This is a genomic window from Nonomuraea sp. NPDC003201 (genome assembly GCF_053590415.1).
The window spans coordinates 44,122-57,668 of sequence record NZ_JBSFTC010000041.1; the positions used below are offsets into that span (position 1 = coordinate 44,122).

The following is a 13,547-nucleotide window of genomic DNA, read 5'->3' on the forward strand; positions in this document are numbered from 1 at the left end:
AGGGGTTTGCGGTACCCCAGCCATAATCGCCATGCCTCTCCTTTGAGAATCGGGCAGTCACCTCTCATACTGCGTCCCTCGGACCCTCGGTGCTATCGGGAGAATCCCGGATGTGACCCCTAGATCATCCCCGACGCACGGCGGCTCCAGACGGTATAAAAAGGATGCATGAGATGGCGAGACCGCTACGGCATTCGTCGACTGCGCGGCCCCAAGGTCGCGAAGTTCGACCGCGAGGCGACTGACGCCGACATCGAAGCGCTTATCGCTTTTGCCCGCTCGCGCCGCGGCGTCGAGTTTTACGTCGAGCCAGAGACTTTCGCCACCGACACGACCGCCGTGGCGGTCGCCGACGACGGCGAATGGACCAGGCGCAGGGTCGGTTCCCCTGCCGTGATCCACAAGGTTGCTCGCGATCTTGCCCTCCCGGTTTATGACGTACAACTCACCGGCTATCCGCCGCGCATGCGCGCTTACAACGAGCGCCGCCGCCGCGAAGAAGGCACCGGCAGCTGACCCCCGACAACCGTCCGCCAGCGGGTCACCCGTTGGCGGACCACTGACTGACAGGCGATTGGCGCAGTGTCGGCTGACGCTGGCGGCCGCCAACTCACAACCGGTGGCCAGCGACCGACAGCCACCCGACCTGCGGCCAGGCTTGCGGCTCGCAACCAACAGCCGCCGTCCCACGGCCAGCGCGACCGGCGACCAGCAACCGGCGGCTGACGATCGGCGACCAACCCCGCTTGCTTCTGCGACCGTCAAGCGCAAACAGCAGCCGGCGACTGGCGGCCAACCGCTCACGATTGGCAACCGGCGACCGACAACCCTCCGAACTGCGACCCGACCAACAGCCGCCACCTCGCGGCCAGCGACCGGCAGCCAACCGCTCGCGGCCAGCGACCGGCACTCGGCATCCCTCGATCAACAACCCCGCAATCGGCAACCCGCGACCGACACCCCCAGCTCACGCCAGCCGCCCGCAACCGGCAGCCGGCGCATACCAACGGGCGCCCAACCCCGCTTGCGGCTGCAACCGTCAACCGCGAAACAGCAGCCCGCGACTGGCGGCCAATCGCTCACGGACGATAACCGGCAGACGGCAGCCCTCGACCAGCAACGCGCAATCGGCAGCCCGCGACCGACAGTCAGCGGTCGGTGGCCCGAGACCTGCGACCGGCAGTCGGTGGCTTACGACTGGCGGCTGGTGGTTGGTGACGATCCGTTTCCGCGTGGCGGGCAGTTGGCGACGATCCGCTTTCTTGCGGCTGGTGGATGGCGACGGTGGGCGCCTCCCTGTGGATCAGGTCGTCCCCCACTGCGTTGTTGCTCGGTGGTCTCGATTGGTGCTCTTGGCAGGGCGCTGGCGGGTGGGCGTTATTCGGGTGGGGAGTGCGGGTCGTCTTCGTCCAGGAGGTTCACCAAGGGGAGGAGCCAGGAGGCGTGGGGTGAGCCCATGGCGGCGTCGAGTTCGGCCGGGGTGGGGAGGCGGTCTCGCAGGATCGTGGGAGACAGGAGGTTTTGGAGGGCGTGCATGAGGAGGTTGGCCATCGAGTAGCTGGGGTCGATGGTCAGGGCGCGTTCGAGGGCGATGGTGGCCTGGACGTTGTTTCCCGCGCGCCAGGAAGCCATCGCCAGGAGGGATGCGGCCGGTGGGATGAAGCGGGGCTCCAGCCTGCGGGTCAGGTCCTTCCAGAGGAGTACGTGGGAATCTTGCATGAGGGTCCAGGCCTCGTCACGGGCTCGGGTGATCGATAGGGCCAGGCCTAGTTTTGCCGCTTCCGCGTCGTCCAGGCGGCCGCCTTCCTCGTGGGTCTGGAGGGCTGATCGGACTCTGTTCAGGCTTTCGGCGATGAAACGCGTCGCGAAGGTGTCGAGGTTTGTGGTGGCTGTCAGGTCGACTCGGAATTCTGCGATCGCGTCGGCTGTGGCTTGGCGCATGGCCATGCGTACGGGGCCTGCGATGGGGGCGATCGTACGTTCCAGGGATTCGCGATCGGGGAGGGCCACCAGGCCTCGGATGGTCGCCTCGGCGGCGATCTGGCTGGTGGTCAGGTCGTACGGAGTGCCTTCGGCCGGGCAGCACGTCGCGAGATCGCAGATGTAAGACCAATAACGGCCCTCGTGTGCTCGTAGTGCTTCGCCTACATGAAGTTCGGTCTTGGCGGCGAGAAGTCTGGCCTCGTCGGCTGCCGGTGTCACCAGCTCCCCCGGGCCGTAGCCGACGACGACGATCTCTGTCACTCCCTCCCGGTCGAAGACTGGCTCCAAGGAGGCGAGGGTGCCGGGAGGGAACGGGAGGCTCCATCTGGCCACCAACTTGGCCTGGCGACGGTCGAGGCCGATCACGATGAGGCTGGTCTTCGGGTGGAAACCGACGAGGTATGGCACTGCGGCCAGGATGTCGGTGGGGCTGGTGAGGGTGAGACAGGGCTCCAGCGACGTGAAGCTGGATGCGGGAGAGGAGGAAGGGGGCTGAGGGGAGGGAGGAGAGGGAGGGGATGGTGACGTAGGGGAGGTTGAGGGTGACGGCGAGGGAGCGATGGTGGTGGGGTCGGAGTCTTCGGCAGTGGAAGTGGCAGTGGGGTTCGGGGTTGGGGTGGTCGCGGGGGTGGAGTGGTTGGTCGTCATGGGCCCTTAGGGTGCCTGGGCGGCGGCTGTGGGATCGGGCCCGAATGCGATTCTGGGGATGGTGGGGGCGTCCAGGAGCGGGGTTGTGGATAACTGCCCCGCCGGTATTCGGCTGAGGGCTCTTTGGGTGGTGGTGGTTCTTGCTGCCCAAGCGATGGCTGCCCAAGCCAGGGCTAATGCTGGTAGCGGGCGGCGGCCACGGCTGGTGCCCGATGGGTGATGACGGGTGTTTGGGCCCGCGAGGCCCCCGAGCGAAGTGGCCGGAGCCGGAATGGGTGGCCGGAGCTGGAAGGGGCGGGCTGAGGGGTGGGCCGAGCCGAAGGGGGCTGAGCGGTGAAGGCTCTGAGGGTGTAGGTAGGCCCTGGAGTCGAAGCGCTGAGGTCGATGGGCTGGGGTGGAGGCTCCGCTGGGGGGTGGAGGGCTGGGGTGGCGGCGCTGGACGTGAAGGCGCTGAGCGGTGAAGGCGCTGAGGTTGTAGGCCCTGGGGTCGAAGGGCTGGGGGTGGAGGGCTGGGGGTGGAGGGCTGGGGGTGGAGGCGCTGACCGTGAAGGCGCTGACCGTGAAGGCGCTGACCGTGAAGGCGCTGGCCGTGGCGGGATGAAGTGGCAGGTTGTGAGGTGGGGGTTATGGGGCGAGGGGGATTGGGCGGAAGTGGGGGTTATGGGGTGGGGTTCAGGTGGGCGCGGACGAGGAGGGCGGCGCCGGCTACGGCGGCGGGCATGGCGATGACTGCGACGAACGGCACCAGGAACAGCAGGAATCCCACCACCCCGAACCCCAGCGCGCTGGCCTTGTTCGCGCGCAGCAGCGCGAAGCGTTGCTTGCGGGCCATCCCCCGCCGCTCCAGCGCCAGGGTGGTGAGCTCCACCGTCAGGAAGAAGCCCGAGACGAGCGCCCCGAGCACCGGCACCACCGTCTGGCCGATCACCGGGACGAAGCCCAGGAAAAACAGCGGGATCGTGAAAAGGAGCACGTAGAACAGCGTGATCAGGCTGTCCCTGAGCGAGCGCGGCAGGGTGCGCCACCACGGCTGCTCGTCGGCGTCCGGGAGAGGGTCCACTTCGGCCGACAGCCGCTCGTAGAACGGCTCCCCGATCGCCAGGGTGAGCGCGGTGAAGGTGAGTACGGCCAGCGCCAGCCCTCCGAGGAACAGCACGATCCCCACCAGCGTCCGGAACAGGTCACGCCAGCCCCACGACTCCGCGAACGGCGTCAGGAACGCGGCCAGGTCGGTGGCGTACGTGCCCAGAAAGATCAGCGCCGCGACGTACACCGCGAACGCGATCAGCGCCGGGATCAGCCCGAACAGCCACCACCGCCCGTGCCTGGCGACCCACCCCAACCCCTGGAAGAAGAAGCCGACGCCGGACGTGAAGTCGCGCAGTGATCGCATGCCCGGCAGGCTAGCGCCAGAACGACGTCACCGCGTAGCCCAGCTCCGTGAACAGGTCGTGCAGCAGCGGCAGCGAGATGCCGATCACGTTGCCGTGGTCGCCTTCGATGCCCTCGATGAACCACCCGCCGCGCCCGTCGATGCTGAAGGCCCCGGCCACGCTGAGCGGCTCCCCCGTGGCGATGTACGCGGCGATCTCCTCGTCGGACGGCCGGCCGAAGCGGACCACGGTGGTGGCGACCTGCGCCGCCTGCTTGCCCGCGGCCACGTCGATCACGCAGTGGCCCGTCACCAGGCGTCCCGTGCGCCCGCGCATGAGCCGCCAGCGCTCGGCGGCCTCCTCAGGCGTGGCGGGCTTGCCGTACGGGCGGCCGTCCAGCTCCAGGATCGAGTCGCAGCCGATGACCAGGCCCTCGTCGAGCTCGTTCGCGACCGCCTCCGCCTTGGCCTTGGCGAGCACGAGGCTGAGTGCCGCCGGGGTGTGCGCGGAGAACGAGTCCTCGTCGACGCCGCTGACGATCACCTTGGGGTCGAGCCCGGCGCTGCGGAGGAGGGCGAGGCGGGCGGGGGAGGCTGAGGCCAGAACGATCACCGCATAAGCCTACCGTTGACCTGCGCCGCGTCATTCACCAGTCGGGGTTGGAGGTGCCGGGGGCCACCTCGTGCGGGTCCCCCTCCTCATGACCGTCCGGGGCGCCGCGGCGGCCCACGGTGCCAGTGCCAATGCCGGTGTCGCGGCCGGTGCCAGTGCCAGTGCCAGTGCCGGGGCCAGTGCCGGGGCCAGTGCCGGTGCCGGGGCCAGTGCCGGTGTCGGGGCCGGTGCCAGTGTCGGTGCTGGTGCCGGGGCCGCGGCGGCCCACGGTGCCGGTGTCGGGGCCGGTGTCGGAGGGTGGGCGGGACTCGTACGGCCCGCCCTGCGCGGGAACCCCGCCGCCGAAGACGGCGTCCAGCAGCCCCTGGAGCAGCTCACCCAGCTCCCCCGGGCAGCCCGGCTGCTCACGGTCCAGATCGTCGGCCAGAGCGCCCGCGTTCATGCCGCGGCTCTCGGCCCGGTTGGCGAGCAGGGACATGATCATGGGCGCGACGAGGGGCAGCAGCCTCATGATGATCCCCGGGTCGACCCCGGCGAACCGCGCCAGCCCCTCCGCGGCCTCCTCCGTTCCCTGGCCCCCCAGGACGTGGCCGAGGATGTTGTGCCCGTCGCGGGTCAGCGAGGCCACGTCGCCGGTGAACGGATCGGTGTCCACGTGGTCGTCCAGGGCCGCGCGCAGGGCGTCGGCGCCGTCCGGGTGACGGGCGTTGCGGGCCATGCCCCCGACGATGACGCCCGACACGGCCTCGACCACGTCGCGGGCCATGGTCGTGTCCGTGCCGAGCATCCCCGCGATCTGCTCCAGCCCTGAGTCTCCGAGCTCGGTGAGGAGCTCGTCCGTCAGTGTCACGACAGTCCCCCGATCGTTGTTCCGGGAGAGCTGCCCTGATCAGGGCCGGAGCAATGCCCGATTTGCGCTAATTCTCGGAAAAGCCGCCCACGGGAACGGGAGTGGCCGACGAGGTCAGGCCCGCCGCCGTGTAAGCGCCGGCCTCGTCGAGCGTCTCGTGTTCGAGCAGGGCCTTCACGATGGCGTCGAGCTTGTCGCGGTTGTCGGTGAGGATCTGGATCGCGCGCTCGTAGCACTCGTCCACGATCCGCCGCGCCTCCTCGTCGACGGTGGCGAGCGTCGCGGGCGAGGCCTGCGGCTGCTGTCCGTCGTTGGGGAGGATGGTCAGCGGGCCGACCTTCTCCGACATGCCCCAGCGGCCGACCATGCCACGGGCGATCATGGTGACCTGTTCCAGGTCGTTCTCGGCGCCCGTGGTGATGACTCCGTACACGACCTGCTCGGCCGCCATGCCGCCGAGCGCGCCGGTGATGCGCCCGCGCAGGTACTGCTCGTCGTAGGCGTACCGGTCGGTGTCGGGGGTGGACAGCGTGACCCCGAGCGCCCGCCCGCGCGGGATGATCGAGATCTTCCTGACCGGGTCGGCGCCCGGCTGGAGCATGCCGAGCAGCGCGTGACCGGCCTCGTGGAAGGCGGTCCTGGTGCGCTCCTCCTCCGGCATCACGATGCTGCGGGCCGCGCCGAGCTGCAGCTTCTCCAGCGCGTCGGCGAAGTCGGACATCGTGACCTTCTCCTTGCCGCGCTTGGCGGCGAGGAGGGCGGCCTCGTTGACCAGGTTGGCCAGGTCGGCGCCGGTCATGCCGGGGGTGGTCTTGGCGAGCTGGTCGGGGCTGACCTCGCCGTCCAGCGGCACGCCCCGCGTGTGCACCTGCAGGATGGCGGTGCGGCCGGCCGCGTCCGGCAGCCCCACCTGGACGGTACGGTCGAAGCGCCCGGGACGCAGGAGCGCCGGGTCGAGCACCTCGGGACGGTTCGTGGCCCCGATGACGATCACGCCCTCGGCGCCGGAGAAGCCGTCCATCTCGGTGAGGATCTGGTTCAGCGTCTGCTCGCGCTCGTCGTGGCCGCCGAGGCCGCCTGCACCGCCGCGGGCCCGGCCGATGGCGTCGATCTCGTCGATGAACACGATCGACGGCGCCACCTTCCGCGCCTCCTCGAACAGGTCGCGCACCCGCGAGGCGCCCACGCCCACGATCATCTCGATGAACTCGGAGGCGCTGGCCGAGAAGAACGGCACCTTGGCCTCGCCCGCGACCGCCCTGGCCAGCAGCGTCTTACCGGTGCCGGGAGGGCCGGCGAGCAGCACGCCCTTGGGCAGCTTCGCGCCGAGCCTGCGGTATTTCCCGGGGTCCTTGAGGTAGTCGACGATCTCGACGAGCTCGTTCTCGACCTCGTCGATGCCCGCGACGTCGTCGAACGTGACCCGCACCTGCCCGGCCTCGACCGGCTTGGCGGCCTTGGACCTGCCGAGCCCGCCCAGGCCGCCGCCCATCATGCTGGCGCCGCGGCGCATGACCCAGATCCACAACCCGGCCAGCAGCAGCACGGGCAGCAGCGAGAGCAGCAGGTTGGAGAAGAAGCCACGGGTGATCGGCTTGGAGGTGATCTCGACCTGGCCGGTGGACAGCTGCTGGTCGAGCTGGTCGGTGTTGGCGAAGGCCGGGATCTCGGTCGCGAACTTCGTGTAGGACTCGTTGCTCTCGGGGTTCTTCGCCGCCGACCGCAGGTCGCCCTCGACGGACAGGCCCTGGGCGTAGATGTCCTTGACGTTCTTGGAGTTCACCTGCTTGGTGAACTCGGTGTACGAGATCGTCTCGACGGATCCGCTGTCGACGAACGACGACACGACGAAAAAGGCTGCGTAGACCACGAGCAGGGTGACGACGAATCGCCACCAGTTGATCTTGGGCCGGCCTCCGGGTGTGCCGGGCAGGCCCTCCGAACGCCAGGGCGGCTTGCCCTTGCCGTTCTTCGGTGCCTGCGGCTGTCCCGAGCGTTCCACGGCGTCACTCCCCACATCGCCGCATACATGATCCTTTTAGCCTAGAACACGCACCCCGGCGACCACGCGGCTGATGTCACGCCACTGCTTGCGCTGCGAGTCAGGCACTGTGACGAACGCCAGCCCCGGCTTACTCATTCCCCCGTCCATCACGACGACGGCCGCCCGCGACTGATGCTTTCCGTATTTGACGCGATATACGAGCATCCAGCCGCGCTTGACCGGTTGCGAGGCGAGCCAGGTGATCCTGGAGCCTTCGGGGTGGTGGTTGAGCGTCCAGCGGGCCGCGAGCAGCGCCGTGTCGCGCGGGGACTTCTGCCGCATGATCGGGAGCGGACATGTGACGAAAATCCCACGCAGGCCGGCGCGCGTCTTGGGGAGCACCTGCTTGCTGGTGAACGGCGCCGCGCCGTACGACTTCCACGGCTTGGAGAGGTTCGGCACGGCCAGCCCGATGCGCCTGTCCTTGACGACCTTCCTGGACGGGGAGGCCAGGGACATCCGCTTGATCCGGCCCGTCAGCTTGGGGACGCGCGGGTCGGCGTACAGGGCCTGCATGGCCGTGTAACCGGGCGCGAGCGACGGGCCGGGCGAGGGCGTCGCCTCCGCTGTGGGAGTTACAGACGGAGGGGCCGCAGACGGAGGAGCCGCAGTGGAAGGCGCGGTGGAAGGCGCGGGGCCGGACGAGGACGGTGCGGCCGGCGGCGCGGTTACCGGCCCCGCCGCGACCTCGTCCGGCCCTGACGGGAGCACCACGGCCAGCGTCGCGGCCACGGCCACGACCAGGCCGATCGCGGCGAGCCCCCGGTACACCACCCGCATCCGGATATCTCCGATACGGGAGCGTTTGGGCGGAGAAGCAGGGGTTCCGGGCCTCGCCGCGGTCCTCACTTGGGAACCCTTGATCTCTTCTTCCCCATCGAGCACGAGCGGAGCGTACGACATATCCGGCCATTGCGCGGCGGAAGCTACCGAAGTGCAATCATGGACGACGTGGAACAGGTTGAGCTGCGATTCGACCACGCCGCGCGAGCGGCCCAAACGCACACGAACCTCTCAGCGATCCGGCAGGGCTCCGCCGGTCTCTGGGTGGCCGGCGACGAGACCGCCACCTTCGAGCACCTGACCTGGCTGGGCGACCATTTCGGCGACCAGCGCACGTTCCCGCTGGCCGACTACGTCGAGCTGCCCGCGGGCCCCGAGGACGAGGCCGACATCGAAGGGCTGGCCCGCGCGAACGGCTACCTCTGGCTGGTCGGCTCGCACAGCCTCAAGCGCAAGAAGGTCAAGTCGAAGGACCCCGAGAAGGCCGCCGACCGGCTGGCCACGGTGGTCAGGGAGGAGAACCGGTTCATCCTGACCCGGCTGCCGCTCCACGACGAGACTCCGGGCTCTGGAACGATCCTCGCCGGCAGGGACAACCTGACCACGCACATGCGCGACGACCGGCACCTGGCGCCGTTCCTGGAGCTGCCAGGCAAGGACAACGGGCTCGACGTCGAAGGCATCGCCGTCGTGTCCGAGCGGATCTACCTCGGGCTGCGCGGCCCCGTGCTGCGGGGCTGGGCGGTGCTGCTGGAGCTGCGGCTCGAGGAGGCGGGCAGGTCACGATTGCGGCTGCGGGAGCCGTACCGCAAGCACTTCCTGGACCTGGACGGGCTGGGCGTGCGGGACCTCTGCCCGGACGGGGACTCGCTGCTGATCCTCGCCGGCCCGACCATGAACCTCGACGGTCCCGTACGGATCGTGCGCTGGCGGCCCGGCACCAGGCAGGGGGTCGTCCCCGAAGGCGAGCTGGAGACGGTGATCGAGCTCCCCTACGGCGTGAAGTGCGACCACCCCGAAGGGCTGGCGCTGCTCGACGACGGCAGGATCATGGTCGTGTACGACAGCCCGTCGCCCGCGCGGTTCACCCCGGCGGGCGGCGTGCTGGCGGACGTCTTCACGATCTAGCGACGCGTCCGCGCAACCAGGGCGCCTTCACGATCTAGCCACGCGTCCGCGCAACCAGGGCGCCTTCACGGTCTGGCGACGCGTCCGCGCAACCAGGGCGCCTCGGCCACGAACGTGCACGAGCCCGGCTCGATCTCCGTGAACCCGGCATCGCGTACCACGGGCAGCCCCGCGGCGGCCATGGCGTCGAAGTCGCCCTGGGAGGCCGCGGTGCGCACGGACACCGCGAGCCCGCGGGCGCGCCAGGCCTCCCGCTCGGCCGCGTCACTGGCCCACCAGGCGAGCTGGGCGGCGTGCCCGGCCTGCGCCATGGCCTTGCCCGCGGACATGGCCAGGCCCGGATTGGCCCACAGGACCGGCGGCTCCGCGGGCGGCGGCTCGGCGGTGTCGCTCAGCTCGGTGCCGCCCACCTGCAGTCGCGCGAGGTCGCGCGGCCAGTCATCGAGCGGCACGGGCGGATGTACGCGCACCTCGGCCGTACGGTGCTCGACGGTGCGCCCCGGCAGCGCGACCGCCCTGCGCCACTCGGCGCCCCTGGCCCGGCGGACCACCTTGCGGATCTTGCCGGTGGACTGCCAGGAGTGCAGCTCGGCGGCCCACTCGCCGGGGTCGTCCAGCAGGCTCAGCACGGCCATGGCGGCCGCTTCCAGCGCGTCGGTGCGTTCGGGAGGCGCGGCTCTCTCGATCCTGACGACCAGCGGCAGGACATAAAGCTCAGAATTCATCGCCCTCTAGCATGCACGATGGCCATGGACATGCCCGCGGCGAGGAGGCACAAGGCGCCGGCGCCGTACCAGGCGAGGTCGTAATTGCCCAGGTGGTCGCGGGTGAGCCCGGCGGCGACGGCGGCGAACGCGGCCCCCACCTGGTGCGAGCCGAACACCCACCCGAACACCACGGCTCCGTCAGCGCCGTAGATCCGCCGGCACAGCGCCACCGTGGGCGGCACGGTCGCCACCCAGTCCAGCCCGTAGAACACGATGAAGATCAGCATGCTGGGCTCGGTCGTGGCCGCGAACAGGCTCGGCAGCACCATCAGGGAGAGCCCGCGCAGCGCGTAGTAGACGCCGAGCAGCACCTTGGGGTCGACCCGGTCGCTGAGCCAGCCGGACGCGATCGTGCCCGCGATGTCGAAGATCCCGATGACCGCCAGCAGGCCGGCGGCCACGGGCTCGGCCATGCCGTGGTCGTGCGCGGCGGGGATGAAGTGGGTGCCGACCAGGCCGTTCGTGCTGGCGCCGCAGATCGCGAAGCCGCCGGCGAGCAGCCAGAACGGCCGGGTCCTGGCCGCCGAGGCGAGCACGGTGACCGCCCTGACCGCCGCGTTCACCTTGCTCGGCGGCGCGGTGCGAACGGCTTCCGGCTCCGCGCCGAGGGCCGTCGTGCCCACGTCGGCGGGGTGGTCGCGCAGCAACCACCACACGAACGGCGCCACCGCCAGCGCCGCACCGGACACGGTCAGCGAGGCGAAGCGCCACCCCGGCCCCTCGGCGAGCTGGGCCAGCACGGGCAGGAAGATCAGCTGCCCGGTGGCGCCGGCCGCGGTGAGCACGCCCGTGACCAGCCCGCGGTGCCGGACGAACCAGCGGTCCACCACGGTCGCGGCGAACACCAGCGCCATCGAGCCCGTCCCGAGCCCGACGAGCACACCCCAGAACAGCAGGAGCTGCCAGCTCGCCGTCATCAGCACGGTCAGGCCGCTGCCCGCGGCGATCAGCAGCAGCGCGAGGGAGACCACGCGGCGCATGCCGAAGCGGTCCATCAGGGCGGCGGCGAAGGGGGCGGTCAGGCCGTAGAGCACCAGGTTGATGGAGACCGCGAGGGAGATCGTGCCGGCCGACCAGCCGAACTCCTCCTGCAAGGGGGTGATCAGTACGCCGGGGGTGGCGCGGAATCCGGCCGCGCCGAGGATCGCCACGAAGGCGACGGCCGCCACGAACCAGGCCCGGTGCAGGCGGCGCGTGGGGGCGGTGGTGCTCAACGTCATGCGCCAATCCTGCTTTATCCCCTTACAAGGTCACGAGTGGCCGGATGGTCAATATGTGAAAGAATTCGGCCATGACACATCGCGTGGCAGTCGTCGTGCTCAACCACTTCGCCACGATCGACCTCGGCGTGCCCGGCCAGGTGTTCGGGACGGCCGAGACGGCGGACGGCGAGAAGTTGTACGAGGTGGTGACCTGCTCGGAGGGGCGGACGCCGGTCCGCTGTTCGGCGGGCTACAGCGTGCTGCCCGACCACGACCTCGACGTGCTCGACACCGCCGACACGATCGTGGTGCCCGGCATCCACGCGGGCCGGGCGCTGCTCGACGGGACGATCTCGGACACGCTGGCCGCGGCGCTCCGAGGACGGCGCAGAATCCTGTCGATCTGCACGGGGGCGTTCGTGCTGGCGGCGGCGGGCCTGCTCGACGGGCGCCCGGCCACCACCCACTGGCGCGAGGCCGACCGGTTCGCCCGGCTCTTCCCGCAGGTCAAGCTCGACCCCGACGTGCTGTACGTGGACGACGGCGACGTGCTGACCTCCGCGGGCGTGGCGGCCGGGCTCGACCTGTGCTTCCACGTGATCAGGAACGACCACGGCAGCGAGGTGGCCAACCGCGCGGCCCGCCGCTGCGTCATGCCGCCGTGGCGGGACGGCGGCCAGGCCCAGTACATCGACCGGCACCTGCCGGAGGCGGGCGGCGGCACGGCGGCCACCCGCGACTGGATGCTGGCCCACCTGGAGCGCCCGCTCGACCTGACCGCGCTGGCCGAGCACGCCAGGATGAGCGTGCGCACGTTCACCAGGCGCTTCCGCGACGAGACCGGCGTGAGTCCGGCCAGGTGGCTGAACGGCCAGCGGGTCCAGCACGCCAGGCACTTGCTGGAGACGACCGAGCTGGGCGTGGAGGAGGTGGCCAGGAAGGCGGGGTTCGGGACGGCGGTCTCGCTCCGTCAGCATCTGCACGCGGCCGTGGGGGTTTCGCCGCTGGCGTACCGGCACACGTTCCGGCGACTCTGAGTTCCTCCGGCAAAAGCCACATTTCGGCCCTACAATCGGCCCCAGGAAGATCGACTAGAAAGGGTCGTCACATGGCCGAGGCGGACCGCGTACCCGCCGGGATCAACCCGAACGTGCCCAGCGTCGCCCGCATGTACGACTACTACCTCGGGGGCCGCGACAACTTCGCCGCCGACCGCGAGGCGGCCGAGAAGATGATGGAGATCGGCCGGCGGATGGGCAACGACGCCCGCGAGATCGCCCTGGCCAACCGCGCCTTCATCGGTCATGCCGTACGCATGCTCGCCGAGGCCGGGGTGCGCCAGTTCGTCGACATCGGCGCGGGCCTGCCCACCCAGGACAACGTGCACCAGGTGGCCCAGCGGCACGCCCCCGGCTCCCGCGTCGTCTACGTCGACAACGATCCCATCGTGCTGGTCCACGCCCGCGCGCTGCTGGCCAGGGACCCGGACGTCCTGGCGATCGAGGGCGATCTCAAGGATCCCGACGCCATCCTGGACGACCCGCGCGTCGCGGAGCACCTCGACCTCTCCCAGCCGTACGCCGTGCTGCTGGTCGCGGTGCTGCACTTCATCCACGACGACGCCGAGGCCGACCGGATCGCCGCGCGCATCCGCGAGCGCCTGCGGCCCGGGGGCCACCTGGTGCTGTCGCACCTGCTGTACGCGGGCCACGACATGGACGACGTCGCGACGGCCGGCCAGCAGGTCTACTCCAGCACCACCTCGGGCGGCCTGGCGCGGCGCGACTACGACGAGATCGCCTCCTACTTCGACGGGCTGGAGCTGCTCGGCCCGGGTGTCGTGCCGGTGGCCGACTGGACGCCCGAGGGCTCCCCCGGCGGCTCGTACGACCTCTCCAAGGGCGGCATCCTGGCCGGCGTGGGCCGCCGCCCGGCCTAGGCCGCCACCTCCAGACCCTCGCCGAACCAGGTCCTCAGGGCCTCGTCGAGGGTCTCGTCGGGCTCGCCCGCCCAGGCCACGTAGCCGTCGGGGCGTACCAGGACGGCGCCGTCACCCTCGAAGGGCACCACGTGCACGCGCCCGTGCCGCACCCGCAGGCCGCCCGTCCCGTCGAGCAGCATGGGCCACGCGCGGGCGGCCGGCTCGGCCGGCAGGTC

The 13,547-nt window shown here is 70.5% G+C and carries 13 protein-coding genes; 4 read left to right on the forward strand and 9 right to left on the reverse strand.

The features are described 5' to 3' along the window. Nucleotides 1–168 precede the first annotated feature (168 nt). Nucleotides 169–516 carry a hypothetical protein gene (locus ACWDX9_RS17970; protein WP_350741812.1) on the forward strand — a complete coding sequence of 116 codons (348 nt, stop codon included), beginning with the start codon at nt 169–171 and terminating at the stop codon, nt 514–516. 861 nt (nt 517–1,377) lie between these two features. Here the strand turns inward: ACWDX9_RS17970 and ACWDX9_RS17975 are convergent. The 6 genes from ACWDX9_RS17975 to ACWDX9_RS18000 all read right to left on the reverse strand — a co-directional run bounded on the left by ACWDX9_RS17975 (nt 1,378) and on the right by ACWDX9_RS18000 (nt 8,290). After that, nucleotides 1,378–2,439 carry a DUF4192 domain-containing protein gene (locus ACWDX9_RS17975; RefSeq protein WP_449954959.1) on the reverse strand — a complete coding sequence of 354 codons (1,062 nt, stop codon included), beginning with the start codon at nt 2,437–2,439 and terminating at the stop codon, nt 1,378–1,380. Nucleotides 2,440–3,289: 850 nt separating this feature from the next. Further along, nucleotides 3,290–4,024 carry an EI24 domain-containing protein gene (locus ACWDX9_RS17980; protein ID WP_449954927.1) on the reverse strand — a complete coding sequence of 245 codons (735 nt, stop codon included), beginning with the start codon at nt 4,022–4,024 and terminating at the stop codon, nt 3,290–3,292. Between the two features lie 10 nt (nt 4,025–4,034). Then, the gene (locus ACWDX9_RS17985) at nt 4,035–4,616 is read right to left on the reverse strand and encodes a Maf family protein (RefSeq protein ID WP_449954929.1); all 582 of its coding nucleotides are present in this window, start codon (nt 4,614–4,616) and stop codon (nt 4,035–4,037) included. Between the two features lie 34 nt (nt 4,617–4,650). After that, nucleotides 4,651–5,466 carry a DUF937 domain-containing protein gene (locus ACWDX9_RS17990; protein ID WP_449954932.1) on the reverse strand — a complete coding sequence of 272 codons (816 nt, stop codon included), beginning with the start codon at nt 5,464–5,466 and terminating at the stop codon, nt 4,651–4,653. A gap of 67 nt (nt 5,467–5,533) precedes the next feature. Continuing rightward, entirely contained in the window at nt 5,534–7,468 is a 1,935-nt protein-coding gene (gene ftsH / locus ACWDX9_RS17995; RefSeq protein ID WP_449954935.1) for an ATP-dependent zinc metalloprotease FtsH, read from the reverse strand. Between the two features lie 36 nt (nt 7,469–7,504). Then, a complete protein-coding gene (locus tag ACWDX9_RS18000) occupies nt 7,505–8,290 on the reverse strand; it encodes a hypothetical protein (RefSeq protein ID WP_449954937.1) in 786 nt (261 codons plus the stop codon). Between the two features lie 162 nt (nt 8,291–8,452). On the opposite strand from ACWDX9_RS18000, the gene ACWDX9_RS18005 reads away from it, so the two are divergent. Next, nucleotides 8,453–9,421, forward strand: a complete 969-nt coding sequence (locus ACWDX9_RS18005) for a DUF3616 domain-containing protein (RefSeq protein ID WP_449954940.1) — start codon at nt 8,453–8,455, stop codon at nt 9,419–9,421. A gap of 65 nt (nt 9,422–9,486) precedes the next feature. On the opposite strand, the gene ACWDX9_RS18010 is transcribed toward ACWDX9_RS18005, so the two are convergent. Together ACWDX9_RS18010 and ACWDX9_RS18015 are read right to left on the reverse strand one after the other, a co-directional pair. After that, a complete protein-coding gene (locus tag ACWDX9_RS18010; protein ID WP_449954943.1) occupies nt 9,487–10,146 on the reverse strand; it encodes a peptidyl-tRNA hydrolase in 660 nt (219 codons plus the stop codon). Next, nucleotides 10,143–11,408 (reverse strand): MFS transporter, encoded by a 1,266-nt coding sequence (locus ACWDX9_RS18015; RefSeq protein WP_449954945.1) that lies wholly within the window; start codon nt 11,406–11,408, stop codon nt 10,143–10,145. Before ACWDX9_RS18015 ends, ACWDX9_RS18010 begins: the two co-directional genes overlap by 4 nt. 71 nt (nt 11,409–11,479) lie before the next feature. On the opposite strand from ACWDX9_RS18015, the gene ACWDX9_RS18020 reads away from it, so the two are divergent. Continuing rightward, nucleotides 11,480–12,427, forward strand: coding sequence for a GlxA family transcriptional regulator (locus tag ACWDX9_RS18020; protein WP_449954948.1), 948 nt, complete (start codon nt 11,480–11,482; stop codon nt 12,425–12,427). Nucleotides 12,428–12,498: 71 nt separating this feature from the next. Next, on the forward strand, nt 12,499–13,329 hold the full coding sequence (locus ACWDX9_RS18025) for an SAM-dependent methyltransferase (protein WP_449954951.1): 831 nt from the start codon (nt 12,499–12,501) through the stop codon (nt 13,327–13,329). Here ACWDX9_RS18025 and ACWDX9_RS18030 read toward each other — a convergent pair. Beyond that, the coding region (locus ACWDX9_RS18030; RefSeq protein WP_449954954.1) for an aromatic-ring hydroxylase C-terminal domain-containing protein at nt 13,326–13,547 on the reverse strand (222 nt) is incomplete at its 5' end. The genes ACWDX9_RS18025 and ACWDX9_RS18030 overlap by 4 nt on opposite strands.